Genomic DNA, 26,325 nt, shown 5'->3' with positions numbered 1-26,325 from the left:
TGCGATCGCCTTTTACCCTCTATCTATTTACCTCCAACAAGCGCGAAGTCATAAACCGATCCATCCAATTTTCGAGATAAGCTATATTTGCCCGCTGTTCTGACGGATCTTCAGTATTTGCCGGATAAGGCATCAACCCTAAAATTGCGGCTGTGGTGACGCAGAACATTGACTTTTGGAAAGTCATACAAATTTGTACCCGCAAGTCATCTTCTCCACGCTTGGTGCGCCGATAGACTTCATGCAGATATTCGGGTAAGTAATGCCGCATATCCTGCATTAACAGCGTCGGAGGAATGCCAGCACCACCAATTGGTAACGGATCTGCATATAACGCACCATAAGCAAATCGCGCTTGATCGGGGGGAATTTGATGTGCTTGAGCGTTGTAAGAAATTGTCCCTTGAAACGGCGTGCCTCGGAAGAAAACTGCCTCTACGTAGGGTACAGCTGTATCGGGAAGGAAAGTTAAACCCGCACTTTTGGGAATAATTTCGTACTGTTTGCCTTTAATTTTCACCGTGTAAGTAATTGGTGTATTGGCATCGGCAACCAAACCATTTAAGATATGCTCGACTACCTGCGGAATAGTTTTGATTTCACCGCGATCGTAGCGATCGCTCAGCTTCAAAAACATATCGCTCATGATGTGCCAAAATTGCCCCAACCCACTGTAATAAGCTTGCTGACGTACCAATTCTGGAAGAAATTCTGGGAAAAGTTGGTTCAATCCCAAAACCAAAGGATTATTTTTAAACTTTGCCTGAATCGCTGCTGCTGCTCGTTCTTTAAATTCCAGCGTATCTAAATAAGCATCCAAACCGCCGCCACCATGCCAGAACATAGCTTTCATGCAGTATTCAGCGTATTCAAAATTGATGCGATCGTGCCACCAATGACGGAGCAATTTCCTAATAGAAAATTCACCGTTAAAATACTTGAAGAAGGGGAAAAAGACTAAAAACTGATTTTCTGATATATATGTTAAATTCCGCCAGTAGGCATCTAAAACCACACCGTAGCTTTTGAGAATTCCTACAACTTCTAAAACATTTTCAGGAGTATCTGCAAGTAGAGCTTCTCCTGTTTGCAACCTTTGAATGTATTCTGCTAAAGGATGGCTGGTAGGCTTGTTAGTGATGCTGACCATATCAGGTATTAGTTAATCAGTTATCAGTTATCAGACATGAAATGCAACGTCTGTACAAAGAGCTTGGTAAGTGTTTTTTTGATAAAACAAGACTTTATTTTTTATTGTTTCACACATTGGTTAGCAAAATCTGCCCCTACAGGTATGAATCTCAATAGTAGGGACAGATTTTATTCAAACCAATTTACAATTGTGGATTCTTGACTGCGAGATGAGCGATCGCCTCTACATTATTTACCATAGCTGTAGTTGTCCGTTCGCTCCACCGTGCCATCCAACTCGGTTGAATTCCCAACACGACGATCAGTATTGCTAACGCGATCGCGGGGATGCGATCTGACCAGTAAACTTTAGGTAAATTCTCAACCTGGGGCGATAGCCGTCCGAAAAAGGCGCGGTTTACCAAGAGTAAGAAATATACCGCAGTCAAACCAGTCCCCACCATACTGAGGAGAGTTTGGGTAGGGAAGACGGGAAAACTGCCGCGAAACACGAGAAACTCTGCCACAAATCCTACCATACCAGGAATTCCAGCGCTTGCCATTACGCCTAAAATCATCAAGCTGCCAATGACAGGTAAACCTCGTTCGGGGTTGAGTAGTCCTCTTAACACTTGAGTATCGCGACTACCCGCTTTTTCGTAAACGACTCCCACCAGCAGAAACAGGAGTGCTGAAATTAAACCATGACTGAGCATTTGCAATACTGTCGCTAAAATACTCAAAGGTGTCGCTGCCGCTGCTGCCAGTAACACGTATCCCATGTGACCGATAGAGCTATAGGCTACCATCTTTTTCATATCAGTTTGGGCGATCGCGCAGGAAGCCCCATACAGCACGCTGACCACTGCCCAAGTTGCCAGCCAAGGGGCAAATGCTGCCCAAGCCTCCGGTAACAAGTCCATGCCAAAGCGCAACAAACCATAAGTTCCCAATTTCAATAATACCCCTGCCAGCAGCACGGAAACGGGTGTAGAAGCCTCGACGTGAGCATCTGGTAGCCAAGTATGGAAAGGAACCAAAGGAATTTTAATCCCGAAGCCGACAACAATTGCCCCTAGTAAAATCAATTGTGCTGTCAACGGTAAACCCAGCGCCGCCGTGCGTAAGGGTTCGTAAGCAAAAGAACCCGTACCGCTTAATAAAACCAAACCCAAAAAGGCAGCTAAAATCAGAATGCCTGAAATTGCCGTATAAATTAGAAACTTCGTCGCTGCATAGCCGCGCCTTGCGCCACCCCAAATCGCAATTAACAAATATAGGGGAATCAGTTCCAGTTCGTAGAACAGAAAGAATAGCAAGAGATCCTGAGATAGGAAAGCTCCAGCAACACCGGTATTGAGTAGCAGAATGAGAGAATAGTAGAATCGCGATCGCGCCACTTGGTTATTGGTGCTGTAAAGTGCAACGCAAGTGAGTAAGCCATTCAACACCAATAATGGGAAAGATAATCCATCCACGCCTAAGCGATAGCTCAAACCCAAAGCATCTATCCAAGGTAGTGCTTCTTGAAACTGAAAAGCACCATCCGCCGGATCGAATCGAAACCCGAGAACAATACTCCAAATAAATGTAGCAGCAGTAACTGCTAGAGCAATATAGCGCGATCGGGTCTCACCTGGAGGCAAAACCCAGATTAGCACCGCACCTAAGACTGGTAAGCAAATGAAAGCACTGAGCATTGGAATTGGGTAATGGGTAATGGGTAATGGGTAATGGGTAATGGGTAAGAGTTGATAGTTAACGGTTAATAGTTGATAGCAAGACGCGATTGACAATACACAATTGCCAACCACCAATTACCAATTACCAATCACCATCTACTGAAAAATGTATCCTAAAGACCAGCTGATAATTAAGCCGAGCAGACCGACTCCGAGGAGAATGGTTAGCATATAGGCTTGCGATTGACCGGAGATAGTGTACTTCAAGCTTTGACCGCTAAAGATGGTGACAATGCCAACTAGATTTACTAAGCCATCTAAGATGTAGCGATCGATCCAGGCGGAAATTTTGGAGATCGAATTCACTGCCAAAACAACGGTGACTTTGTAAACCTCATCTACATAGAAATCGTAGCCCAACAAGTCTTGCAAAAATCGCCACTGCAATTGCACGGGTCGCGACCAAGCTTTATGCAGGTATATTGTCGAGCCGATTGCCAGCCCTAATCCACTTGATGCCATTAAGAGAGTAACTGCTTGCCAGTTGATGTTTTCCCAACTCGGTAACAATCCCCACTGCTGTAACATCAACGGAACTAGCAGAGTTACTATTGTCAGCGACACCATAGGTAAAGCCATATGCCACATGACCTCTGGAGCGCGACGAGTTTTTGGCTGCGGGTCGCCCCAGAAGACGAGTCGGAAGACGCGAGTGAGATTGAGTGTCGTTAAACCATTAACTACGAGCAATACGCCGACAACCCAAGGGCTAACTATCCAAAAGCCGTTTGTCCATTGCACCATTGCCCAGAAGCTACCCAAAGGGATGAGCGTCACTAGTCCGGCTGCGCCGACGACAAAAGCCGTTGTGGTGGCAGGCATCCGCGACCACAAACCTCCCATTTCCGTTAAATCTTGGGTGTGCGTGGTGGCAATGATCGAGCCTGCACTCATAAATAGTAATGCCTTGGCGATCGCGTGGGTAAATAGCAACATCAGCGCTACGCCACCCTGTTGCAAACCTACCGATAAAAAGACCAGTCCCATGTAGGCGCTAGTGGAATGGGACAGCGCCCGCTTAATATCAATTTGGGCGATCGAAACTAACGATGCTCCTACTGCCGTCATCGTGCCGAGAATGACCAAAGCTTGAGATGCCACAGGTGACAGCGCTAATATGGGCTGCAATTTATACAAAACATACGCACCACCTGATACCACCATCGAGTTTCGCAGCACGGAAGCGGGGTTAGGACCTTCCATTGCTTCGTCTAACCACAAATGCAAAGGAAATTGAGCGCACTTCCCTGCTGGGGCGGCAATTAAAGCTATGCCTAGTAGTGTTGATGTTAAAGGCGATAGTTGAGCTGTCTGCGCCCACTCGTATAAATCGGAGAAGTTGAGGCTGCCTGCAAAGGAGGCAAGGGTAACAACACCCATTAGCAGCAGTATGTCCCCTACTCTTTTGGTTAAGAAGGCATCCCTTGCTGCCGTCACTACCAATGGCTGAGCATACCAAAAGCCTACCAGTAAGTAGGTAGAAAGCGTCAGCATTTCCAATAGAGCGTAACTGAGGATCAATGAATCGCTCAAGGCTAAGCCCGATAGCGCTGCCTCAAAAAATCCGAACAAAGCAAAAAACCGCGCTATGGCATAATCTTTCTCCATGTACCCCAAGGCATAAACTTGTGCTAGCAGACTCAAACCAGTAATTAAAACTGCTGCACCAAGGGTAACTGGCGACACGTCCAACGCAAAAGATAAATCTAAGTCGGCAGCTTTGAACCAGGTAAAGAGAAAGCTCTGTGGCTCTTGATTCCACATATCCCTCAAGAGGATAACGCTGTGGATAAAAGCTACCACTGTCATTAATAAGTTTAGATAAGCGGCAGGTCTTGGTCCAGTGCGACGCACTATCCCCATTGCCCAAGGTAAGGTGAGGACTGCACCAATCAAGCCGTAGAAGGGAACCCACCAACTATTTATGAATAAAAACTGCGTCATTTGCAATTTTCCTACTTATTTGCAACTAAAAAAAAATTTATTTGGGAGCAATTCTAGTTTTCTCAGTAGAGACGTTTGAAGTTTTTTAATTTCTGTTTGTCAATCTCGTTCGGACTATTTTTGTTCTCTGAATGTTTTTGTTATTAATAGTTTTTCCTTACAAAATGTAGCCGGGTAAGTATTTTCTCAAATGATTTGCACTCTTGCCAAATTTCACTCTTTGTATTACTCGTGCAAAACTGATTTAGCTTGAGTGTAGGCAATTATAGCACCCAAGCAGGCGAGATTTCGTCGGTCAGTGGCGATCGGTCAGTAAAAACTCCTAAACCCATCAGACGCGACCTTCGGCAATCGCTCTAGAGGCTGAAGTTGCCGAGTTATAAGTTTGCTTTATCTAAATGTAATTAAAAAATTATAAAACAAAAGTAGAATAGCGATAAACAGGGGCGGTTTAGATGTCAGATCGAGCGGAAAATACACCGTTAAGTTTTTTTAAACATTCTCATTCAAAATTATCATAATGATTTATATTGTCAGGGGAGCAAAGCTTCCCTATGCTTATTTCAGGAAGACTTTTTTCTAATTAAGAATGGGTATTCTCGTCAAAAATTTACTGTCAAACTAAATCCACTAGGTTTACTTACGCGCCATCAAGGAGAAGAGTAAAAATGCCGATCGCGGTTGGAATGATTGAGACCAAGGGCTTTCCCGCAGTTGTTGAAGCAGCAGATGCGATGGTAAAAGCTGCCCGTGTCACTCTAGTGGGTTACGAGAAAATTGGTAGCGCTCGCGTCACGGTGATCGTGCGGGGCGACGTTTCAGAAGTACAAGCTTCGGTTTCCGCTGGCATTGAAGCAGCTAAACGAGTCAATGGTGGTGAAGTTCTCTCCACGCACATCATTGCCCGTCCCCACGAAAACCTCGAATACGTACTGCCAATTCGCTATACCGAGGCTGTAGAACAGTTCCGCACTTAGCCGCGATAAATCCTCAGCTTTCAGTTTTTCAGTTTGATAACCTTACGCTACTTTCAGTTACGGAGTAAAACAAAATGGCAATCGCAGTAGGAATGATTGAAACGTTGGGCTTCCCCGCAGTTGTGGAAGCAGCAGACGCGATGGTAAAAGCAGCTCGCGTCACTCTGGTGGGCTATGAAAAGATCGGTAGCGGTCGAGTCACGGTGATCGTACGAGGCGATGTTTCGGAAGTGCAAGCTTCGGTATCCGCTGGTATAGATTCCGTCAAGCGCGTGAATGGCGGACAGGTCTTGTCTACCCACATCATCGCTCGTCCTCACGAAAACCTAGAATACGTGCTGCCGATTCGTTATACAGAAGCTGTAGAACAGTTCCGCGAGAGCGTCAGCGGTATCCGTCCTTACAACAGACCGTAACCCTGAATGCAAATCGCTCAAGTTCGGGGTACGGTTGTCAGTACCCACAAAGAACCAAGTTTGCGAGGAGCCAAGCTACTGTTGTTGCAATTTATCGATGCTGACGGTCGCCTGCTACCTAAATATGAGGTAGCAGCCGATTGGATAGGTGCTGGTGTAGATGAGTGGGTTTTAGTTAGTCGCGGCAGTGCTGCCCGTCAGATCGACGGCAATCAATCGCGTCCCCTAGATGCATTGGTAGTAGGAATTATCGATACTGTCAGCGTAGACAATCGCAACCTGTACAGCAAAAGAGAGCAAGACCGATCGAGCTTTCCTTAGGCGATCGCGGCAAAATCAATTCATAGCAACAGGATATTTCAGAGGATTTTAACGTATGGTAGCCCGCAGCTATGCTGCCCCGCCTACCCCCTGGTCAAAAAATTTGGCAGAGCCACAGATTGACGAAACTGCATACGTACATTCCTTTTCCAACGTGATTGGGAACGTCCATATCAGTTCTAACGTCCTAATCGCGCCAGGAACTTCAATTCGCGCCGATGAAGGCACTCCTTTTCATATCGGTGCAGGCACGAACGTGCAGGATGGGGTAGTGATTCACGGACTGGAACAAGGTCGCGTGATCGGGGACGATGGCAAACAATATTCGGTATGGGTCGGGAAAAATACTTCCATTACTCATATGGCGTTGATTCACGGACCGGCATACGTAGGAGACGATTGCTTCATCGGCTTTCGTTCCACCGTATTCAACGCCAGAATTGGTAATGGTTGCATTGTCATGATGCACGTTCTGATCCAAGATGTAGAAATCCCGGCTGGGAAGTACGTACCTTCGGGAGCGACGATTACCAACCAACAGCAAGCCGATCGCTTACCCGACGTGCAACAAGTAGATCGAGAGTTTGCGCGTCACGTCATTGGGGTCAATAACGCGCTGCGATCGGGTTATCTTTGTGCTGACGATAAGGCTTGCATCACCCCCATTCGCGACGAGTTGTCACAACCTCAAGCGGATGGGGATAAAGGCGTTAATGGGAGTGCTAGTGGAATCATGGGTAGAAGATTGAATACAGAAGCAGTGGAGCAAGTGCGACACCTATTGTCGCAAGGATACAAAATCGGGACAGAACACGTAGACCAGCGCCGTTTCCGCACTGGGACGTGGAAGAGTTGCACGCCACTCGAACCTCGCTCGGAGTCAGAGGCGATCGCAGCTTTAGAATCTTGTTTGGCAGAACATGAAGGCGAATACGTCCGGTTGTTTGGGATTGACCCCAGACGCAGGCAACGAGTATTAGAAACAATTATTCAAAGACCTAACGGACAAGCCTTAATCCAAAGTAACGGCGCGGCGAGAGTTACCGTACCACCAGCTAGTAGCAGCTACCGCAGTAGTGCGGCTAGCAGTGGCAGCTATGGCGGAGGCTCGACAGGCAGCTCCAAACTCGATTCCGAGACCGTAGAGCAAATTCGTGGTTTGCTGGCACAAGGCTATCAAGTTGGGACAGAACACGTAGACCAACGCCGCTTCCGTACCGGTTCTTGGGCTAGCTGCGGCACAATTAACTCTAACCAGGTATCTCAGGTTATTTCAGCCGTGGAAGCCAGCCTCGCTGAGTTTTCAGGGGAGTACGTGCGCTTGATCGGCGTTGACCCCAGACGGAGACAGCGGGTACTAGAAACCATTATTCAGCGTCCCGACGGACCAGTGATTTCTCACTCAGCAGGTCATTCAGCAGGTCATTCTAACTACGCCTCTGCTCCTTCATATGGTAATGGCAGTAGTTCCAATTCGGGTAGGGTAACGAGTTCTAAGCTGGGGGGCGATATTGTAGACCAAGTACGCCACCTATTGGCAGCTGGGCATACAATTGGCTCGGAACACGTAGACCAACGCCGTTTCCGCACTGGTTCTTGGCAGAGTTGTAGTCCGATTACTACCAGAAATGAGTCAGAGGTAGTGAACGCGCTGGAAACTTGTCTGGCTAACCACCCTGGTGAATACGTCCGGTTGGTCGGGATTGACTCTAAACAAAAACGACGGGTGCTGGAAACGATTATCCAACGTCCATAAGATGAGGGAGTAGGGAGTAGGGAGTAGGGAAAAAGAAGGGGGGCTAGGGGCTAAGGAAGGGCAAGAGGACAAGAGGACAAGGGGAAATAACAACATAACTCATTCCCTCACTATCTCCATCACCTTGTCTTCCTCCTCTTCTCCGACTCCCGACTACGCGGTTCCGATGGCGAGGAAACCTCGCCCTCCACCCGCTTCCCGACTCCCGACTCCCGTTCAAAGGATTTAATCTAGATGTCTTTATCGCCACTACACCCAATTGGTAACTTTAATTCGCATATCAGTGGCGAGGTGATAATCGATCGCACGGCAGCGATCGCTCCTGGGGTAGTTTTCCATGCCGACCCAAACAGTAAAATTATTATTGCAGCAGGAGTATGTATTGGCATGGGAGTCGTGCTGCACGCCCATGACGGAAATGTAGAGATCGAGACGGGAGTTAATCTCGGAGCTGGGGTTTTAGTGGTAGGTAAAGCTACAATCGGAGCAAATGCTTGCGTCGGTGCGGCAACGACAGTTTTTAATTGTTCTGTCGCTCCCAAACAAGTGATTCCTCCAGGTTCTTTGCTAGGAGATACCAGCCGTCACTTAACGGTAGATTCTACTGTTGAGGTTGAAGCAGCACCGACACCGCCAACTGATGCAACTCAGCCATCGCCACCAACATCGGCAACACTTGGAGCAACACCTGAGTCTAACGGTCAGATGGCTGGATCGGCACAAAGTCAACTAGAACCAACTCAACCGAGTGGCGATCGCATTGTTTATGGTAAAGCTTCCATCACGCGGTTGATGGCAACGTTGTTTCCCCATAGTCAATCATTGAACCAACCACCACCAGATACTCCTCCATCTCAAGGAACCTAAGTCAAGGCAATTTTAGATTTGGAATTTGGATGGGATTAACTTTATCTGTAAATAGGATGAAGCCGGAAAATGCCCAGACTGACGATTTTAGAATTATTCTGACTTGCGTTGTCGCGGTACGCACCGACAAATCCTCATTTAAAATCTAAAATCTAGAATCTAAAATCGGTTAGATCTACCATGCAGACACAGAATCAAGGGTTCGCCACTTCTGGGCAAGAACATCGGGTACAAAACTTTCAGGAAATGGCTTTAGGCTTGGTATCTACCCGCAGCTTTCCCGCAATTGTCGGGACGGCAGACATGATGCTCAAGACTGCTGAAGTCACCCTAGTAGGATACGAGAAGATTGGCGGCGGGCACTGTACGGCGATCGTGCGCGGTCGTACTGCCGATGTTCGCCTCGCCGTGAGGGAAGGTGCGGCAACGGCTGAAAGCTTTGGCGAATTAGTTTCCTCATTAGTCATACCTCGCCCTTTGCCGAATCTAGAAGCTGTATTACCAATTGGTCTGCGCTTGCAACAATTGACCGCAAGAGGTTACAGCCGCCTCAGTCATCAAGCTGTCGGACTGCTAGAAACACGGGGATTTCCTGCAATGGTAGGTGCAGCCGATGCCATGCTCAAAGCTGCCGACGTGCAACTTGCTTCCTACGAACGCATTGGAGCTGGGTTGTGTACCGTCATCATTCGCGGTAGCGTATCTAATGTTGCCGTCGCTGTAGAAGCAGGAATGTACGAGGCAGAACGGATTGGCGAACTCAACGCCGTGATGGTGATTCCTAGACCCTTGGACGATTTAGAACAGACCTTACCACTGGCAAGCTGCTGGATCGAGCAACAGCAACCTTTACAACTACCACTCGCCATCAAGGAGAAGGAAAAGGAAAAAGAACTCGTACAATTACCAGATTTAGCTAATTTGCCCGTGCCACTTAAAGAAGAAGAAATCATCCCTCGCGATCTGTAATTGCTGCTATTGACAGCTCGTCATAAGAACTAAGGAAAAGCATCGCACGCGCTGATGAAATGTCGGTGAAATTCTGCGGCTGGTGGGCTAGACCATTCACAGGAGAAGAGTAAATCAATTCCCTACACCCCATAGCGACGTGCAACGCTGCTTGGAAGTCATCTTACGCTCTTTCAGTTGTAAAGAATGGTAACTCATATTCACTATAAATAAAAGCCATAGTTTTTAATAGGTATTATAGGTACATATCTATAATTCAATCTGCTAGGAGAATAGCAGTGAAGCAAGCAACGCTTCACCAATTAAAGGTGTTTGAAGCTGCGGCGCGCAATGGTAGCTTTACCCGTGCCGCAGAAGAGTTATTTTTAACCCAACCGACTGTTTCCATGCAGGTGAAGCAGCTAACCAAGGCGGTGGGTCTACCTCTATTCGAGCAAGTGGGTAAGCGTCTCTACCTCACGGAGGCAGGACGAGAACTATTTGCTACCTGTCGGGAAATTTTTGAGAAACTCGCTCAATTTGAGATGACGGTAGCAGATTTGAAAGGTTTGAAGCAGGGGAGATTGCGACTTGCGGTCATTACCACTGCCAAATACTTCGTACCGCGCCTGTTAGGACCATTTTGCCAGCTTTACCCAGGGATTGATATCGCCTTACAGGTAACGAATCATTCAGGGATTGTCGATCGCCTGAAGGAGAATCTGGACGACTTGTATATCATGAGTCAGCTACCAGAACATCTCGATATCGGTTTCCAGCCATTTTTAGAAAACCCCTTAGTCGTGCTTGCGCCAGCCAATCATCCGCTGGCAGGGGAAAAAAATATTTCCTTGCAACAATTAAGCGAAGAACCGTTTATCCTGCGCGAACCAGGTTCGGGAACGCGCACGGCGGTACAGAAGCTCTTTGACGAGCAGGGGATTAAACTGAAAGTTAAGCTCGAATTAGGCAGTAACGAGGCAATCAAGCAGGCGATCGCAGGGGGTTTGGGTCTTTCCGTCCTCTCGCGCCACACCATCATCCCAGAATCCGCTAATCCAGAATTAACCGTGCTGGATGTGGAATATTTCCCCATTGAGCGCAACTGGTATATGGTTTATCCTGCTGGCAAGCAAATGTCTGTCGTTGCCCGTACTTATTTTGAGTATTTGTTAAATGCTGCCCAGCAAATTGTAGAACAAACAAAAGGAACGCTGTAGAGACGCTGGCGATCGCATCTCTCATTTCCTTTTTATTGGTATTGGTGTCATCACGCCGATCTCAAAGCAGTTTTTGATTGCAGATCGGTAGGGCGCACAGCTGTGCGCCCCTACTACAAATATTGCGCCCCTACAAACGTATCGCATTTCAATGGGAACGCTATATCCGCCCTCTGAAATGGGCTGAATAGATTTGGTGTCTGCAAAGAAACTGTAATAATCGATTAAAGAAAGTATTTAAAAATAAAAACGATTTAATCGAATGGCAATCTACTTTTACAAGGTATGCGAACCCTACGGGTGTTTTTCTAACTTTTCACCCCACTCGATCGACATCCAGGGTACTTACTGGTCAACAGTAGAGCATTATTATCAAGCACAAAAATTTGTCGGTAGTGCTAATGAAGCCATTATTCCTATCATTCATGCTGCGGCAACACCAGAGCAAGCTGCCGCACTAGGACGCGATCGCACTCTTCAAGTTCGTTCCGATTGGGAACAAGTCAAAACCCAGGTCATGCACGTCGCCGTGCGCCAGAAGTTTCTGACCTATCCCGATATTCAATCGATTTTGATTGCAACTGGAGACGAATTACTGGTAGAAAACTCGCCGACTGATTACTATTGGGGCTGCGGTTGCGATCGCACGGGTCAGAACTATCTGGGGAAGATCTTGATGAGCGTGCGTCAGGAAATTCGAGAAATAGCTCAGATCGGCGATCGGGCGCTGCACGACTACCAATAACTTATTATCTATTCCCCAATTCACTTTTCAAAACTTAACTTTTACCGAAAAGGTAAAGATTATTTTCTAACATATTATCTTTAAAATTCATAGTGATAATTTAGTAATTGAAGCAAAAGAGCTTCAATTGGCAGATTGAAAAGCCAACTTCTATTGAGTTAAGAGGTAAACAAGAACTGCTGATTTCTCTTCTGTCCGATCGAATAAAAATAACACCCAACTCACAGGTTGATATTTCCTCAAATACGCGCAAATAGGGGGCAATATATCCGAGCTTGCTATACTAGTATTAATTTACTAGTATTAGTAAGGTAGAGTTCAGAATATCCCTACCTAAGCTTGAAAGACAGAGGAAATTCCTCAGCTAGTGCTAGCTTGGGTGTTATTGTTTTACGGTTAAATCGAGAATGGCAATCATTGCGCTCAAAGCTTGGTTTCTAGAAAAATACGAGCCAGTTAAAGAATTAGAAAAACGCACTCACGATTTGCGATTGAGTAAGAATAGTCTGTTGAAATCGGGATTGAGAGCTGATTTTTTAAACGACAGCGAGGAAGTTAAAAAATCGGCATGGTTTCAGCGCTATTTAGAAGGAGAGGCTGTCGAGTTTTATATTGAGGGTAGCGGTGGTTACGTTATCTCGAATATTGACTTAATCAGTCACGAAATTTACTTTACTAAGCAAGCGGTATCTGCTCTACAAGACCCGACAATTTTTTTATCTTACCAAATAGAATATAGCGCAGCTAGCGAAGTTTTGCGGGAAGGATTGCAACAAGCCCTAGAAACATTAAATAAGCGATCGCGCTTACCTATATCCTTAGTAGAATCTTATCGTTCTAAAGAGAATCCGCTCCGACTCAATCGCCAAATGCTGCTCAACATTCGTAAAAGTTTACTATTTATTGCCGATAGTACGCCAATTACGAGTATTTCTCAAGAGGACAGCAATCAGTTAATTCCTAGCCCTAATGTTTGTGTAGAAATTGGCTACGCCATCCAAACAAAACGTTCCGAGCAAATTTTACTCGCACACATGCAGCGAGATTTAGAAGGACAATTACCCTTCGATTTACCATCTTTACAAACTCTACAATTTAAAGACGGTAAAGAATTAAATAAAATTTTGCCCAAAACAATTGAAAACCAGTTACAGAGATATAGTTTGTTTTCCTAATTTGTTTTTCTACACGAAATGGCGATTCGGATATTAGGGGCGTACAGATGTACGCCCCTCTGTCATAGGGAGGAATTCCCTACTTGATGTTCGGTTTGCACGTATTGAGACTCTTTGCAAAATATTGTTACTTTTATTTACATAAAGTTACACAACTTAAAGCGAGGTAACAGCGATGACTATTCTAATTGCACTATTGGTAATCGGTTGGGTAGCAGCTTCTGTCATCGGAACCCAAGCATATTTTTTAGGAGAGCAAAGAAAACCGATCCACGATCGCAACTGGCGTAGTAAGTCTTTTGAAAAGTTAGCCAAATCTATCACTGGTACTGATATAGATTACAGCGATCGCACTCCGGCATACCGGATGGATGCTTATACGAGCAATAATTTACCTGGTTAATGTTAAACGCCGTAGGGGCGCACATCTGTGCGCCCCTACGTGTAAATTGCAAATAAATTACAAAGGACGATAAACTCGGTAGTTGATTTCGGGGAAGATATTATCCATTTGTTCTACCTTCTCCAACCAGCCGCTGTCGATTTTGCCGATTTTGACATCCTCGTAGAGCTTATTAAAGCGCATCAAGTGCGATCGCGTCCTTCTCACCGCATAAGGAACCATCGTTCCCGTTCGCATGATAAACGCCCAGTCGGAAGACTGCGCTAGTAACAACTCTCGCGCTGCCTGATTCAACGCCTTCCATTCCAACTCATCAACGGGTTCGCGGTAGGCAATTTCGATCATTCGTTCGGCGGCTTTGTGGAGATGCGGATAAATCCAAGCATTGGTCTCGTTCAACCAGTATTCGTGAAATCCCTTGTAACCCCAACTCGATTGCGAAGGACGACACACTTGCTGAGTCGGGTTTTCCTGTAAATAATCCGCTAAGTGCGTCATTTGATAAGTCTGCTGGTCATACCAAGACTTACGGAATAGGTAATCGATAAACCAAGGACCTTCATACCACCAATGCCCGAATAACTCCGCATCATAGGGCGAGACAATAATCGGCGGACGGTGCATAATGCCGTGTAAATGTCGAGCCTGCTGTTCGCGGTTGTACATGAAGTTGCCAGCGTGTTCTGCTGCCTTTTCCCGCGCCCAGTAGGGGTCATAGAGTGCTTTATCGCTCAACCCCAGACCGCGACCAGTGATTTTATGGTATTTAATCCCCGTATTTTTCCGCTGTCCGTTGGGCATGATATAGGGCTTGATGTACTCATACTCGGCTTCCCAACCTAAATCTTTGTAAAATTCGCGATATTCAGATGCGCCAGGATAACCGACTTCTGAAGACCAAACCTGCTGAGATGATTCGTGGTCGCGACCGAAAGCAGCTACCCCAGTCTCGGTAAATATGGGCGCGTAAGAACCAAAGCGAGGACGAGGGCGGGCGTAAAGAATTCCATGCCCATCGGTGAGGAAGTAGCGCAAGCCAGCATCGGCTAACATTCGCTCTAACCCCTCATAGTATGCACATTCAGGCAGCCAAATTCCTCTAGGAGGTCGTCCGAAAGTTTGCTCGTAGTGTTCGCAGGCGACTTGAATCTGCGCCCAGACTGCCTGGGGATACATCTTCATCAACGGTAAGTAGCCGTGAGTAGCGCCACAAGTGATGATTTCTAGGTTGTTGCTGTCTTGAAACTGCTTAAATGCCGTGACTAAATCGCCGTTGAAGCGTTCCCAATATTGGCGAATTTGATTGAACTCACTGACGTAATGTTCGGCAAGGTAGCGAATGTGACCGTTGTGAGCGTTACGTTCTGCCTCTAGCTCCACTAACTCTTCCAGCTTAGCTAAATGAGCGTCAAACCGTTCTTGGAGTAGAGGATCGCGCAGCATTGACACCAAAGGGGGTGTCATGCTCATCGTAATCTTAAAGTCGATTCCGTCTCGTTTTAATCCTTCAAATACCAGCAGTAAAGGGACGTAGGTTTCCGCGATCGCTTCATAAAGCCATTCTTCCTCCAGAACGTAGTCACTTTCTGGGTGGCGCACGAAGGGTAGGTGAGCGTGGAGGACAAGAGCGACATAGCCAATAGCCATAATGAAATTTAGAAATGTTAGGTGAACGGGTATCGCAATGAAGGAACCAGGGAAAGTCAAGCCGCTTTAACAAATTTTATGCCGAAAGCGGGATCGGAAGCGTAGCAAAAGTGCGAGATGACAAGAAAATCTAAAATTTCTAGGTAAAGATCGATCCCCTAGCAGAGTCCATAGAATCTTACACCTTGAGGGGGATAGCAAGCCAATCGCTTTTTCGTTACAACCACAACAGGTAAAGTTCGTCTCAACAGTGGTGAACAATGGACGATAATTCGCGACAGCCAGCTCGATCGCCAGCCTCAGTTGAAGAAGTTAAAGTGCAAGTCACGCCTTCTCAAAACAATCAGGCAATGGAGGCGCAGCCAGTCTCAGCTTCCAGAGAAAAAGCGGCTGGTGAATTGTCGTCCTTTTCTAAGACATTAGGTCAAGCAGTAGGAGCGATCGCCCAACTGCCAGAAGCAGCTTTACAACAAGTCCACGATTGGCTCTCTCCAGCGACGACAAAAGCTGGAGAAGCGATCGAGTGGGTAGGGAATAACTGGTTCGTGCGACGGATTAGTCGCTTCCTCAACCTCAATTGGTTGATTGGGGCAACCGACAGTGTAGATTTAGCCAAAGCAGAAGCAGCCGTCAAAAAACTACAGCAAGAGCATCCCGAAGAGTCTCCCGAACAAATCGCTCACCGAATTATGGTGGAAAAAGCTACCCGTGCTGGGGGTATAGGACTTGCTACCAGTTTCTTGCCAGGGGTAGCACTGGCACTTTTAGCAGTCGATTTAGCTGCAACCACCCAACTGCAAGCGGAAATGGTGCATCAAATTGCTGCTGCCTACGGACTCAGTTTAAAAGACCCTAGCCGCAAAGGAGAGGTATTAACAATTTTTGGCTTGGGACTGGGAGGCGGTCGGTTACTAAGGCTAGCGGGTTTAGGGGTATTACGTAACGTCCCTTTTGCTGGAGCGTTTATTGGCGCGAGTTCTAACGCTGCTATGCTTTACTCCTTGGGATACGCCGCGTGTCGCTTCTATGAAGCCAAATTGAAGTCGCCAGAAACCCTTAACTCCAAAACAGGAATTGCTCAACTCGAACAGCAAAGCAAAAAGTATCTGGAAACGGCGATCGCCCAAGAAGCGGTAATGGATCGAATCTTAGTCCACATGATTCTCGCCAGTCACCCAGAAAAAACTTGGTCGGAAATCCAACCACAGTTAAAGCAGTTAAATCTCAGTCCTTCTTCCTTAGAGGCAATCTCCAGAAATATTCAGTCACCCCAACCTTTAGAGGTGCTTTTAGAGCAGCTCAACCGCGACTTTGCGATTTCCTTATTGGCTCAGTGCTGCCGCATCGCTCGCTTGGACGAACGCAAAACACCTGAAGAAGACCGGATAATTCAGGCGATCGCGACTAAATTTAACCTGAACTTAGAGCAGATTGAATCGAAGTTGGAGACTCCCTAAATACGGTAGGCAATGCCCACCCTACTGTGACACAATTATGCCGGAGCGATTGAAAAATCTGGTGGGCAATGCCCACCCTACGGTTACAAAATTATGCCGTAGTTATTGAGAGTAAATTTAAACTCCAGAATCAGGCGATCGCTCTTTTGAGGCAGAATTCCTTTATGGAAGCAGGAGGGGTCTTCGGCAAAACCAACCCCAGCGCGATCGCAAATTGTCGCGATATTTTTGTCACCGTAATATTCTTTAATTTCACTATCTTCTCTTTCTCTCAGTAGCGAAAACTGGTGACTTAGCTTTTTATTTCTATGACTGCCTTTCACACAAACGTGGGGACCACCGAATAAATCGACATCTGTGAGATAGAACATGAATTTCACACAGGTGTAATCTTCCAGATCGTAGTGAAACTGATAAAAACCTTGAGCGCGACCCTCAGCGGGTGCATCGTTCACAAAAGTCCACCATAGCTGAGTGCAGGCAAGCATTGGTTGACTGCCAAAATATTTTGCCGCAATTTCCCACAGCTTCCGATCTTCTGCTAATTTCCTAATTGCCATACATTGAGATGTAGGCTCAAAATTGTAGCCGATCCTAAAACTTTTGCTAGATTTCATTTCTTGCACTCTTCGATTCGCCAGCGAGAACGGAAATTGTAAGTCTCCATTTCCGTAGTATGTCGCTGTTCTGGCAAAATCTAGAATCTCTTTGAGTATATGTGGTGGGATCGTAATCCCCAAATGCAAACCATCGCTGTTTAAAGCTTTAACCGCCCGATCTGGATCGAGATCTGTAAAAACAGAATTTTCTTTAAGAAAATCAATTTTTATAGGTTTTTTAGTTAAGTGCAACACCAAAAAACGAATAATCTGAATGCGGCTAAATGCAAACATCAGCAACCACTGCGGCTGCTTGAGCGAGATTGCCGAGTATTGTAAAAACCTTCGTTGCAACTTCAGCCATAGTTTTTGAGAATTAATTAGTGAAATCATTTATTTTCGTGAATTCCCTACGATCTTCTAAGAACTGCATGGCAAGAGAATACGATTGCCTGTTGCTACTACTTCTGAGCGGTACGATCTAGCTTAGAGGTGACGCAACATAACACAATGAAATTGAACCAAAATGAGGTTGTTGTGCCAACCCAGACATTCCTGAATTGCTTGGAAATATTAGCTTGATGGAGATTCGGAGTCAGGTGTTAATTTATGGCTACACATCCCGCCGCTGAAATTTCGTCCTACTCAATGAGAATCGGGGTTAAATGAGCAATAAGTAATGTTAAACGACTAACACTGTAAGTATAAAAGACTACCAAAAAATAATAATAGCTATACCGATAACTTTACGATCTTTTTAAATAAATCCAATGCTCCAGGTACAAATCATAAGATATTGTAAAGACAATAGTTCAATCTATCCGGTAATTTACGGTAATTAAGGCGTGTAAATTCTAGCTGTACTTTTCACTGTGATTTAAGGCAATAGAAATCGCAATTGAAGTGCAAAACCATAAATTAAGCAGTGCGGCAGCTAGAAAATCGAATCGCGATCGAGATGACTTCAGAAATCAATTTAGGAAGATTTAGAGGGGCGATTACCTTGTAGTCGAGAGCAAAACTATCAAAACTCTGTTCTTTTCTTTTTGACTTTTGCTTCACAATCCCTGTATTTTTCAGTAAAATTCATCACAAAAACCAAATAGAACAATCGATACAATTACATCAAACGAGCAATTAAGAGGTAAACAAATGCTGCCTGAAATTACGCAAAAACTCTTAGCAGCAAAACAAGAAAAAGGGATGTCCTTTGTCGATTTAGAAAAAGCAGTCGGTAGGGATGAAGTTTGGATTGCCGCAGTCTTTTACCGTCAAGCTAGTGCTTCTCAGGCAGAGGCAGAAAAGATTTTATCGGCGATTGGGCTACCGACGACATTAGCACCAGAACTAACAGAATGCCCGCTCAAAGGTTTAGGTCCAGTCGTACCGACAGATCCGCTCATATATCGCTTCTATGAAATCATGCAAGTGTATGGAATGCCACTCAAAAGCGTGATTCATGAAAAATTTGGCGATGGCATTATGAGCGCAATTGACTTTACTTTAGATGTAGAGAAAGAAGAAGACCCCAAAGGCGATCGCGTCAAAGTGATCATGTCGGGAAAATTTTTACCATATAAAAAGTGGTAAAAATTCAGTTATCTAATTGATAACTGTTCACTGGTCACTGATAACTGTTACTTGAGGCAAACGTCCTCCTAAACCAGTCATGAGTTGTAAGGCAGATCGCTTGACAATAGGTACGCGCCGCAAAACCCACAAGCCGAATTGACGAGCGATCGCCACGGGTAAATAATTATTCGAAAACGTCCGATCTAATAAATCGGTAAAACCCAAAACCACTGAATTTTCTCGCTTGCGCCAGCGTTCGTAGCGTTTGAGTACCTGCAAGCTGCCGAGATCTTCTCCTTGACGAGTGGCTGTTTGTAGCACTTCAGCTAAAGCCGCAGCATCGCGAATTCCTAAATTCAAGCCTTGTCCGCCCACGGGATGACAGCAGTGAGCGGCATCGCCCACCAGTGCCAAACGCGGCAACACATACCGATCGCTTTGCATCAACTGCACCGGAAACATAAAGCGATCGCCTTCTAGTTGCAGTTCTCCCATTTGAGTGCCATACCTGCGGGTGAGTTCGGCGAGAAACCGCTCGTCATCCAATTCCAATAAAGCTTTTGCTTCGGCATGAGGAGCAGTCCAAACAATACGACAGCGATTTCCTGGCAGAGGTAGAATGGCAAAGGGTCCACTCGACCAGAATTTTTCATAAGCTGTGTTGTTGTGGGGTTTTTCAGGCTTGACAAAAGCGACAATACAAGACTGCCAGTACTGCCAGCCCCAGGTTTTAATTCCCGCATTTTGGCGAATCCGCGATCGCGCCCCATCCGCTGCGACTAACAACCGCGTGCAGATCTGCCGTGACTTCCCTGAGACATTGAGTGTCAGCTCGACTCCATGCGATTGAAACTCAGTTCGCACCACCTCTACCGGACATAGATACTCCACGTTGGAGCATTCGTGCAAAAATTCCTGTAGCGGCGTTAATAAAGCTTGGTGTTCGGCAACGTAACCGATAACCTCTGTCCCCAAATCTTTTGGATGGAACTCTACCACGTTGGGGCGATCGGCATCGGAAAGTTTGACATGGTGAAACGTTTCAATTCCAGGCAGAATTTTATCCCAGACACCGATTGCCGATAAAATTAGTCGCGAAGACATGTGAACGGCGTATGCTTGCCCCTTCATCGCTGCTACGGAGTATGGCTTTGCTTCAATGAGTGCCACCCTCAACCCCGAATTTTTCAAGGCACAGGCAAGGGTTAAGCCCACAATTCCACCACCGACGATCGCCAAGTCGTAGTCAAAACCGTTATTGGGTGCGATCGCTTGCGGAGGTGAAACTGATTGCGAAAGTTGCTCGAACGCCATGTCTAACAAAGTATATCGAGTTGATTAAGAATATTTACTTATCTTCATTTTGCCGCGAATCCGCAGGGTAAGCAAGTCATGATGCAGTTAGAAGTCAGCAGTTAGCTGCGTTCGGAGGACGCAAGCTTGATAGTGTTAAACTTCGGGGCTTACTGCTGTTTTAGGTTTTGAGAGTTGCGCGATAAATTCAGTCTGGGATGGGAGTGATGGCTATACCGACGGCAAAGATCTGGACGTTTTGGGTTTCGAGCCGTATAAACAAAAAACAGAGCCGAGCGCTCTGCTGTACGTAGGCTACCATGATGAAAAACGCTGTGAGTATCGACCAGTATCACTGTACCCGCAGCTCCAACACATGATTTCCATGCAGATCTAGGGACGAATTGCTCCATCTTTTCATTTTTCAGACCGGAAAAACCCGTGCGGAAAATCTGATAATCGATCCGAAATCTTAGCCAAGCAGCGGCAGTGACGGATTTAGGAATGTATTCAAAAGGTCCATGCTCTCGGTCAACATCACTCAAATATATGATGACTTTGATACTGCGGCGATCGTCTCCATCCTTATGCCATAGCATCGCGCCAAACTGCTGTGGGTGACTGAATTCTCGTCGCAACTGGATACCTTGAAATTTAATTGGTAGACCGATATAGTTTTGAACGATGTCAAGCAGTCGCCGTTCGTTTCCCCATAAAGAGAAATCTGTTAATTCTGATAGGGTGTAGATTTGAAGCGGAGATTTTGCCGCACTCCGATCGCGTTCGGGTTCGGTACAAGACAGAACTTCGCTGCAAGCATCAACCATCTGTGGAGTGGAAGCAAATCCCAACTTTTCTAAAGAAGTCACGTAAACTCCCTCTTGCTGCAACCGATCGACAATTTGTCGATCGGCTAGAGAAAGTGCGGGCAGTGACTTGGCATATCTTTTTAACGCTAGTCTGTAAATGAATTCAGTTTTTAATTGCCAAACCTTATATCCAATCTCCTTGAGCATTAGGCGTACGATTAAAATGGAAAGAAATAAACTTGCGTATAAAATAATACTATAATCTTTGGATCTGTCAAAGTAGCGAAAATATTTTAGATCCAAATAGATCTCGTCTCTATTGATAGAGCGATCGCCAATATTTTTATCTGAAAAAGGCTTTTACGATTTACGACTTATCACTAAAATCGCTCAAAGCGGCACTTGACTAATTAATCATTACCGTATAGGTGCAGAAAGATTGATAGACTCTTTTAGCTAAATGAGATACACGTGAAATACATACTCAATCGGAACGCGCAGCCGTGCGTCCCGATTAATTTTCTTTATCAGCAAGTCTCTTGACTGCAAGTCGCGCTCGTGGTGTAACTTTTTCATCTGCTCAGAAGCTCAGCTCTCTGCTCGTACGCTCCCTGCTATAGACTAAGCAAAGCTCATGGCAATTAACCGATCGCTCATGTCAAAGTTAGCGGTAGCGTTCTGCACGTCATCCAAAGATTCTAAAGCATCGATTAACTTCAAAAGCGATCGCGCCTGTTCTGGGTCAGTAATTTCTATTGTATTACTGGGAATCCAACGCAATTCTACTTCGTCTACAACAAAACTTTTTTCTTTCAGCTTCTGAGTTAGAGCTTCCAAATTGCCGATCTCTGTCATCACATCAGCCGAGCGCCCATGCTCATCCTCGTTAATTTCATAGGATTGCGCGCCACCTTCTAGAGATGCTTCTAAAAGTTCGTCTTCATCTACTTTGCCAGAAACCAGCGCGACTCCTTTGCGCTCGAACATCCAACTCACGCAGCCTGTTTCACCTAAATTTCCCCCATTTTTACTAAAGGCAGCTCTCAAGTCGGCAGCAGTACGGTTGCGGTTGTCAGTCAAAGCCTCAATCAAAATCGCCACGCCACCAGGACCGTAACCTTCATAGCGGATTTCTTCTAAATTGGCAGAGTCTTCATACGTACCCGCGCCTTTAGCGATCGCTCGCTCGATATTTTCATTTGGAATGCCTGCTGCTTTGGCTTTCTCTATCGCTGTTCGCAACTGAAAATTTCCTGCCGGATCGGGTACGCCATTTCTCGCCGCCACAATAATTGCCCGCGACAATTGCGTAAATGTTTTCCCCTTGACGGCATCAACCCTTGCTTTTTGACGTTTAATGTTCGCCCATTTACTGTGTCCTGCCATAATTGCTTCTATCGTCACACTCTGTCTGAAGTTGGAAAACTTGTGACTATTATCACTCTCGATCGTTGTTTCCATACTTCAATCTCACTGCCCACAAGAGACTCGGGCATTGTATGTAATACCTCTACATAATGTTAGCGAGTGAAGTAGCAATAGAGACTATTTTTTTCACAGTAACAGATGCTAATGGAATAGCCTAGCGATCGAGGCATGTATAAATTAACCCATGAGAATCAGTGCTGACCAAACTGTGAAGAAACTATTTTCCTCATTTACATTTCTTTGCATCTATCTATGGTTAAATTTACAATGTTCCCTTACTCCATTAGCGTTAACAAATGCCGTTGTCGAGGCAAGACCCTTTGAAAATATGTTTTGAAGTAGCCATCAATGGACAAACAGAAACCATTAATAGCTATTTTTCGCCGGATGGAGAATTAGTCTTGACGTAGCACAAATCAGACATTTTTTAACTATTTATTCCCGATATTGAGAGGAATTAATAGAAAAACAGAATTCGAGCTTTGATGAGACTGGAGTTGAATGGATGAAAACTGTAGGTGCTAGTGTTCGTTGGGTACTAGCGGGACGTGGCGCGACTGCTGCTACCTTGCAAACACTGCTGACGAAGATATTGATTTTAGCTGCTAATACATGTACGGGTGCGATTACAGCACGTATTTTGGGACCTGATGGGCGAGGCGAACAAGCAGCGATCGCTCTGTGGCCCCAATTTTTAGCCTTTACTATGACTTTGGGACTGCCAATTGCTTTACGCTATTATCTCAAACGCAATCCAGAGCAGGAATCAGAGATTTTTTCTGCTACCCTCGTCCTGGGTACGATATTAGGTATAGTGGCAGCGATCGCAGGTATACTTTTCATCCCGCAGTGGTTAACTCAGTATTCGCCAGAAGTCATCCGCTACGCTCAATGGTTTATGGTGCTGTCGCCCATAATCATGCTGACAACTATTTATACCGCAGCACTGGAAGCAGATTACAATTTCAAAACTGCCAATCAAGCACAATATCTGCAACCGCTAACAACGTTAGCTATCTTGACCGGACTAGCAGTTTCAGGCAACCTCACTCCTTTTACTGCTGTCATTGCTTATGCATTTCCCAGTCTCCCGATATTTTTTTGGCTATCGCGTTGCGTATGGCAACGCTTTCGTCCCCGTTTGGACGGGTTGAGAAAATCTTACCAACGTCTGGTGAGTTATGGTTTGAGGGCATACGGTATCGATCTAATCGGTACGCTATCAGTACAAGTCGATCAAGCGCTAGTGATCAATTTGTTAGCACCCGAAGCTATGGGAAAATATGTGATTTCTCTGAGCTTATCCCGGATGCTGAATCTGTTTCAGCATTCGATCGTCACAGTGCTGTTACCTAAAACAGCAGCTCGTCCCATAGCAGAAGTTGTTGCTGTAACTGGGATGGCAGCGCGTATCAGCACGGCTCTAACTACTATGGCAGCTGCGATTTTATTTATAGTAGGACCGATGCTGCTCAACTTGCTTTACGGTGCTGAGTTTATGGGAGCTGTCCCTGTATTTCGCATTCTGGTAGTGATGACTGTGGTTGACGGTAGCGTCTGGATACTGGCACAGGCATTTATGGCATTAGGAAGACCTGGAACGGTGACACTTCTGCAAACAATTGGCTTGGGGCTGAGCGTTCCCTTCCTGTTATTACTCGTGCCTCGGTTGGGATTGCAAGGTGCGGGTTGGGCTTTACTCTGTTCAACCGTAGTCCGACTCCTATTTGTCTTGGCTTGCTATCCGCTCGTGTTAAAGGTTCGACCCCCAAGCTTGCTAGCAAAGCGATCGGATTTTTACATACTCAAGCAAAAAATGGTGCATCGGACGTGAAGCGATCGCAACTCTGTTAACTCACCACTGAGGATTGGTCAAAATTAAAGACTCTGCGGCTGCTAAATCTAGGGGTTTAGAAAATAAATATCCCTGTGCTTCTTCACAATCTAATGCATGTAAGTGTTGTAAATGAGTTGGAGTTTCCACGCCTTCAGCGATCGCTTTAATTCCTAACTGGTGAGCTAGGGAAATAATTGTGGCTGCAATCTGACGAGATTTGCCACCAGCTCCAATTCCACTGATAAAAGCTCGGTCTACTTTTAAATAATCAATTGGAAAACGATGTAAATAGCTGAGAGAAGAATAACCCGTACCGAAGTCGTCAATACTCAGGCGAATATTTCTCGCACGCAGTTGTCCGAGAACGAAGATCAGTTCTTCCACGTTGTCCATGAGCATACTTTCGGTCAGTTCTAGGTTGAGACTCTCGCCGGCAATTTCCGTTTCGGTTAATATGCGATCTATCTTCTCCAGAAAATCGGGTTCTCGCAATTGTTTCAGCGAGAGGTTAACGCTGATTTTGGCGGGTGGATGAGAAAATTTAGTTTGCCATTGTTTCATTTGGCTGCAAGCTGTGAAAAGCACCCATTCACCAATCGGAACAACTAATCCAGTTTCTTCAGCAATCGGGATAAACTGGGACGGAGAAATCAAACCCCGTTCGGGATGCAGCCAGCGTAGTAGCGCTTCAAAACCGATAATTTTACCTGTATCTAAAGAGACGATTGGCTGGTAATTGAGGTGAAACTCTTGTCCGACTGCTGCTTGACGCAGATCGTTTTCGATTTGCAGCTTTTGGATTGCTTCAGCATACATAGCTCGGTCAAAAATTTCATACCGCGCTTTACCTTGCTCCTTAGCACGGTACATGGCTATATCTGCATCTCTCAGCAGCTCTGAGCCTTGCTGATAGTGAGTTGCACTCGCAGCGATACCGATACTAGCACCGATAAATACTTCTCTGCTTGCCAGTTGCAGTGGCGATCGCAATTGGGTGTGAATTCGCTCGGCAACTCGAATCGCATCATTAATATCTTGAATGGGGTCGAGGAGAATGATAAACTCATCTCCGCCTAAGCGAGCCACTGTATCTGTGGAGCGGACGAGTTGTTGTAGCTGATGGGCGATCGCCAATAGCAATCGATCGCCTACCTGATGCCCTAAACTGTCGTTGATCGTTTTGAAACGGTCTAAGTCGATAAATAAAACGGCAAATAAATGGTCTGGATATCGTTTTACCCGTTGTAACGCCATTTCCAAGCGTTCCATCAATAGAGTACGGTTAGGGAGATGGGTTAAGGCATCGTGCAAAGCACTGTAGACTAATTGCTCTTGTACTTGATGGCGATCGCTAATTTCTTGTTGCAACTGTCGGTTGACTGCCTCTAGTTGCAGCGTTCGCAGGCGAACTCTTGCTTCTAGTTCTTGGTTAAGCCGTTCGATTTCTATTTTGGCTGCACGTAATGCCAATTGATGTCTGACTCGCGCTAACACTTCCTCGGCTGCAAAGGGCTTGGTAATGTAATCAACTCCGCCAACTGCAAAGCATTCGGCTTTATTGGTTGCTTCATCTAAAGCACTAATAAAAATCACTGGAATATCTTGAGTTGCTGGATCGGCTTTGAGATGACGACAAGTTTCAAAGCCATTCATTCCTACCATTACTACGTCTAATAAAATTAGATCTGGTAATGTATTTTTGATTTCCAATAAAGCATTTTCACCGCTGTTTGCAACAGAAACTATAAACCCAGAGTGGTGTAAGATTTTAAACAAACCTTTAACATTGAGCGGGCTGTCGTCAACAATTAAAATAGAAGATCTCTGATTTATATCGACCATTGCAGGAAATAGCTATGATTAGCTAGCTATTAGCAGTTAACTTTGAGAATAGAAAAAATAACTAAATTTTTGACAGTCGTGCTTTTATCGTGACTTAAGCAAGAGTAATTTAGGTATGCGTACAATGAAGAATTCGATGAAGATTTGAAAAATATGGATTTGTTTCACCCTTGAGACTTGGATAATTTTTTTAAAA

At 45.5% G+C, this 26,325-nt stretch carries 22 protein-coding genes; 13 read left to right on the top strand and 9 right to left on the bottom strand.

Features of this window, described 5'->3' with window-relative positions; all coding sequences use genetic code 11:
- Nucleotides 1-19: 19 nt before the first annotated feature.
- The 3 genes from M5J74_RS05440 to M5J74_RS05430 all read right to left on the bottom strand — a co-directional run bounded on the left by M5J74_RS05440 (nt 20) and on the right by M5J74_RS05430 (nt 4,817).
- Nucleotides 20-1,150, bottom strand: a complete 1,131-nt coding sequence (locus tag M5J74_RS05440; RefSeq protein ID WP_015153095.1) for a CO2 hydration protein — start codon at nt 1,148-1,150, stop codon at nt 20-22.
- Between the two features lie 184 nt (nt 1,151-1,334).
- Nucleotides 1,335-2,831 carry an NADH-quinone oxidoreductase subunit M gene (locus M5J74_RS05435; protein ID WP_015153094.1) on the bottom strand — a complete coding sequence of 499 codons (1,497 nt, stop codon included), beginning with the start codon at nt 2,829-2,831 and terminating at the stop codon, nt 1,335-1,337.
- Nucleotides 2,832-2,969: 138 nt separating this feature from the next.
- Entirely contained in the window at nt 2,970-4,817 is a 1,848-nt protein-coding gene (locus M5J74_RS05430) for an NAD(P)H-quinone oxidoreductase subunit F (protein WP_015153093.1), read from the bottom strand.
- Nucleotides 4,818-5,485: 668 nt separating this feature from the next.
- Between M5J74_RS05430 and M5J74_RS05425 the strand changes: the two genes are divergently transcribed.
- The 10 genes from M5J74_RS05425 (at nt 5,486) to M5J74_RS05375 (ending at nt 13,645) form a co-directional block, all read left to right on the top strand.
- Nucleotides 5,486-5,794, top strand: coding sequence for a carbon dioxide-concentrating mechanism protein CcmK (locus tag M5J74_RS05425; RefSeq protein ID WP_015153092.1), 309 nt, complete (start codon nt 5,486-5,488; stop codon nt 5,792-5,794).
- A 74-nt stretch (nt 5,795-5,868) separates the two neighbouring features.
- Nucleotides 5,869-6,210: a carbon dioxide-concentrating mechanism protein CcmK gene (locus M5J74_RS05420; RefSeq protein WP_015153091.1), complete on the top strand. Its 342-nt coding sequence runs from the start codon at nt 5,869-5,871 to the stop codon at nt 6,208-6,210.
- A 6-nt stretch (nt 6,211-6,216) separates the two neighbouring features.
- Entirely contained in the window at nt 6,217-6,531 is a 315-nt protein-coding gene (locus M5J74_RS05415; RefSeq protein ID WP_015153090.1) for a EutN/CcmL family microcompartment protein, read from the top strand.
- A gap of 55 nt (nt 6,532-6,586) precedes the next feature.
- Nucleotides 6,587-8,287 carry a ribulose bisphosphate carboxylase small subunit gene (locus M5J74_RS05410; protein WP_015153089.1) on the top strand — a complete coding sequence of 567 codons (1,701 nt, stop codon included), beginning with the start codon at nt 6,587-6,589 and terminating at the stop codon, nt 8,285-8,287.
- Nucleotides 8,288-8,521: 234 nt separating this feature from the next.
- A complete protein-coding gene (locus tag M5J74_RS05405; RefSeq protein WP_015153088.1) occupies nt 8,522-9,154 on the top strand; it encodes a hexapeptide repeat-containing transferase in 633 nt (210 codons plus the stop codon).
- Between the two features lie 180 nt (nt 9,155-9,334).
- Entirely contained in the window at nt 9,335-10,123 is a 789-nt protein-coding gene (locus M5J74_RS33290) for a carbon dioxide-concentrating mechanism protein (protein WP_015153087.1), read from the top strand.
- Nucleotides 10,124-10,401: 278 nt separating this feature from the next.
- The gene (locus M5J74_RS05390; RefSeq protein WP_015153086.1) at nt 10,402-11,322 is read left to right on the top strand and encodes a LysR family transcriptional regulator; all 921 of its coding nucleotides are present in this window, start codon (nt 10,402-10,404) and stop codon (nt 11,320-11,322) included.
- Between the two features lie 262 nt (nt 11,323-11,584).
- Nucleotides 11,585-12,067: an NADAR family protein gene (locus M5J74_RS05385; protein WP_015153085.1), complete on the top strand. Its 483-nt coding sequence runs from the start codon at nt 11,585-11,587 to the stop codon at nt 12,065-12,067.
- A gap of 407 nt (nt 12,068-12,474) precedes the next feature.
- Nucleotides 12,475-13,242, top strand: coding sequence for a hypothetical protein (locus M5J74_RS05380; RefSeq protein ID WP_015153084.1), 768 nt, complete (start codon nt 12,475-12,477; stop codon nt 13,240-13,242).
- A 175-nt stretch (nt 13,243-13,417) separates the two neighbouring features.
- Nucleotides 13,418-13,645, top strand: a complete 228-nt coding sequence (locus M5J74_RS05375) for a photosystem II protein, Psb35-related (protein WP_015153083.1) — start codon at nt 13,418-13,420, stop codon at nt 13,643-13,645.
- A 57-nt stretch (nt 13,646-13,702) separates the two neighbouring features.
- On the opposite strand, the gene M5J74_RS05370 is transcribed toward M5J74_RS05375, so the two are convergent.
- The gene (locus M5J74_RS05370; protein WP_015153082.1) at nt 13,703-15,292 is read right to left on the bottom strand and encodes a glycoside hydrolase family 57 protein; all 1,590 of its coding nucleotides are present in this window, start codon (nt 15,290-15,292) and stop codon (nt 13,703-13,705) included.
- 260 nt (nt 15,293-15,552) lie between these two features.
- On the opposite strand from M5J74_RS05370, the gene M5J74_RS05365 reads away from it, so the two are divergent.
- On the top strand, nt 15,553-16,749 hold the full coding sequence (locus M5J74_RS05365; protein ID WP_015153081.1) for a hypothetical protein: 1,197 nt from the start codon (nt 15,553-15,555) through the stop codon (nt 16,747-16,749).
- Between the two features lie 83 nt (nt 16,750-16,832).
- Here the strand turns inward: M5J74_RS05365 and M5J74_RS05360 are convergent, their stop codons facing one another.
- Nucleotides 16,833-17,741 carry a phytanoyl-CoA dioxygenase family protein gene (locus tag M5J74_RS05360; RefSeq protein ID WP_015153080.1) on the bottom strand — a complete coding sequence of 303 codons (909 nt, stop codon included), beginning with the start codon at nt 17,739-17,741 and terminating at the stop codon, nt 16,833-16,835.
- A gap of 759 nt (nt 17,742-18,500) precedes the next feature.
- Here M5J74_RS05360 and cynS point away from each other — a divergent pair.
- Nucleotides 18,501-18,938 carry a cyanase gene (gene cynS, locus M5J74_RS05355; RefSeq protein ID WP_015153079.1) on the top strand — a complete coding sequence of 146 codons (438 nt, stop codon included), beginning with the start codon at nt 18,501-18,503 and terminating at the stop codon, nt 18,936-18,938.
- A gap of 27 nt (nt 18,939-18,965) precedes the next feature.
- Here the strand turns inward: cynS and M5J74_RS05350 are convergent, their stop codons facing one another.
- The 3 genes from M5J74_RS05350 to M5J74_RS05340 all read right to left on the bottom strand — a co-directional run bounded on the left by M5J74_RS05350 (nt 18,966) and on the right by M5J74_RS05340 (nt 22,408).
- On the bottom strand, nt 18,966-20,234 hold the full coding sequence (locus M5J74_RS05350; protein WP_015153078.1) for an FAD-dependent hydroxylase: 1,269 nt from the start codon (nt 20,232-20,234) through the stop codon (nt 18,966-18,968).
- Nucleotides 20,235-20,383: 149 nt separating this feature from the next.
- Nucleotides 20,384-21,229 carry a hypothetical protein gene (locus M5J74_RS05345; RefSeq protein WP_015153077.1) on the bottom strand — a complete coding sequence of 282 codons (846 nt, stop codon included), beginning with the start codon at nt 21,227-21,229 and terminating at the stop codon, nt 20,384-20,386.
- Nucleotides 21,230-21,643: 414 nt separating this feature from the next.
- On the bottom strand, nt 21,644-22,408 hold the full coding sequence (locus tag M5J74_RS05340; RefSeq protein WP_041462361.1) for a YebC/PmpR family DNA-binding transcriptional regulator: 765 nt from the start codon (nt 22,406-22,408) through the stop codon (nt 21,644-21,646).
- Between the two features lie 547 nt (nt 22,409-22,955).
- On the opposite strand from M5J74_RS05340, the gene M5J74_RS05335 reads away from it, so the two are divergent.
- Nucleotides 22,956-24,284: a lipopolysaccharide biosynthesis protein gene (locus tag M5J74_RS05335; RefSeq protein WP_015153075.1), complete on the top strand. Its 1,329-nt coding sequence runs from the start codon at nt 22,956-22,958 to the stop codon at nt 24,282-24,284.
- 21 nt (nt 24,285-24,305) lie between these two features.
- On the opposite strand, the gene M5J74_RS05330 is transcribed toward M5J74_RS05335, so the two are convergent.
- On the bottom strand, nt 24,306-26,129 hold the full coding sequence (locus M5J74_RS05330; RefSeq protein WP_250015761.1) for an EAL domain-containing response regulator: 1,824 nt from the start codon (nt 26,127-26,129) through the stop codon (nt 24,306-24,308).
- Nucleotides 26,130-26,325: the final 196 nt, after the last annotated feature.

The organism is Chroococcidiopsis sp. CCNUC1, from assembly GCF_023546805.1.
GTDB lineage: Bacteria > Cyanobacteriota > Cyanobacteriia > Cyanobacteriales > Chroococcidiopsidaceae > Chroococcidiopsis > Chroococcidiopsis thermalis.
This window is presented reverse-complemented; position numbering and strand designations above follow the sequence as displayed.

Excerpts from the sequence above, each read along its gene's own strand:
- M5J74_RS05440 (WP_015153095.1), bottom strand. The coding sequence starts at position 1,150 with ATGGTCAGCATCACTAACAAGCCTACCAGCCATCCTTTAGCAGAATAC.
- M5J74_RS05435 (WP_015153094.1), bottom strand. The coding sequence starts at position 2,831 with ATGCTCAGTGCTTTCATTTGCTTACCAGTCTTAGGTGCGGTGCTAATC.
- M5J74_RS05430 (WP_015153093.1), bottom strand. The coding sequence starts at position 4,817 with ATGACGCAGTTTTTATTCATAAATAGTTGGTGGGTTCCCTTCTACGGC.
- M5J74_RS05425 (WP_015153092.1), top strand. The coding sequence starts at position 5,486 with ATGCCGATCGCGGTTGGAATGATTGAGACCAAGGGCTTTCCCGCAGTT.
- M5J74_RS05420 (WP_015153091.1), top strand. The coding sequence starts at position 5,869 with ATGGCAATCGCAGTAGGAATGATTGAAACGTTGGGCTTCCCCGCAGTT.
- M5J74_RS05415 (WP_015153090.1), top strand. The coding sequence starts at position 6,217 with ATGCAAATCGCTCAAGTTCGGGGTACGGTTGTCAGTACCCACAAAGAA.
- M5J74_RS05410 (WP_015153089.1), top strand. The coding sequence starts at position 6,587 with ATGGTAGCCCGCAGCTATGCTGCCCCGCCTACCCCCTGGTCAAAAAAT.
- M5J74_RS05405 (WP_015153088.1), top strand. The coding sequence starts at position 8,522 with ATGTCTTTATCGCCACTACACCCAATTGGTAACTTTAATTCGCATATC.
- M5J74_RS33290 (WP_015153087.1), top strand. The coding sequence starts at position 9,335 with ATGCAGACACAGAATCAAGGGTTCGCCACTTCTGGGCAAGAACATCGG.
- M5J74_RS05385 (WP_015153085.1), top strand. The coding sequence starts at position 11,585 with ATGGCAATCTACTTTTACAAGGTATGCGAACCCTACGGGTGTTTTTCT.
- M5J74_RS05380 (WP_015153084.1), top strand. The coding sequence starts at position 12,475 with ATGGCAATCATTGCGCTCAAAGCTTGGTTTCTAGAAAAATACGAGCCA.
- M5J74_RS05375 (WP_015153083.1), top strand. The coding sequence starts at position 13,418 with ATGACTATTCTAATTGCACTATTGGTAATCGGTTGGGTAGCAGCTTCT.
- M5J74_RS05370 (WP_015153082.1), bottom strand. The coding sequence starts at position 15,292 with ATGGCTATTGGCTATGTCGCTCTTGTCCTCCACGCTCACCTACCCTTC.
- M5J74_RS05365 (WP_015153081.1), top strand. The coding sequence starts at position 15,553 with ATGGACGATAATTCGCGACAGCCAGCTCGATCGCCAGCCTCAGTTGAA.
- M5J74_RS05360 (WP_015153080.1), bottom strand. The coding sequence starts at position 17,741 with ATGATTTCACTAATTAATTCTCAAAAACTATGGCTGAAGTTGCAACGA.
- cynS (WP_015153079.1), top strand. The coding sequence starts at position 18,501 with ATGCTGCCTGAAATTACGCAAAAACTCTTAGCAGCAAAACAAGAAAAA.
- M5J74_RS05350 (WP_015153078.1), bottom strand. The coding sequence starts at position 20,234 with ATGGCGTTCGAGCAACTTTCGCAATCAGTTTCACCTCCGCAAGCGATC.
- M5J74_RS05345 (WP_015153077.1), bottom strand. The coding sequence starts at position 21,229 with ATGCTCAAGGAGATTGGATATAAGGTTTGGCAATTAAAAACTGAATTC.
- M5J74_RS05340 (WP_041462361.1), bottom strand. The coding sequence starts at position 22,408 with ATGGCAGGACACAGTAAATGGGCGAACATTAAACGTCAAAAAGCAAGG.
- M5J74_RS05335 (WP_015153075.1), top strand. The coding sequence starts at position 22,956 with ATGAAAACTGTAGGTGCTAGTGTTCGTTGGGTACTAGCGGGACGTGGC.
- M5J74_RS05330 (WP_250015761.1), bottom strand. The coding sequence starts at position 26,129 with ATGGTCGATATAAATCAGAGATCTTCTATTTTAATTGTTGACGACAGC.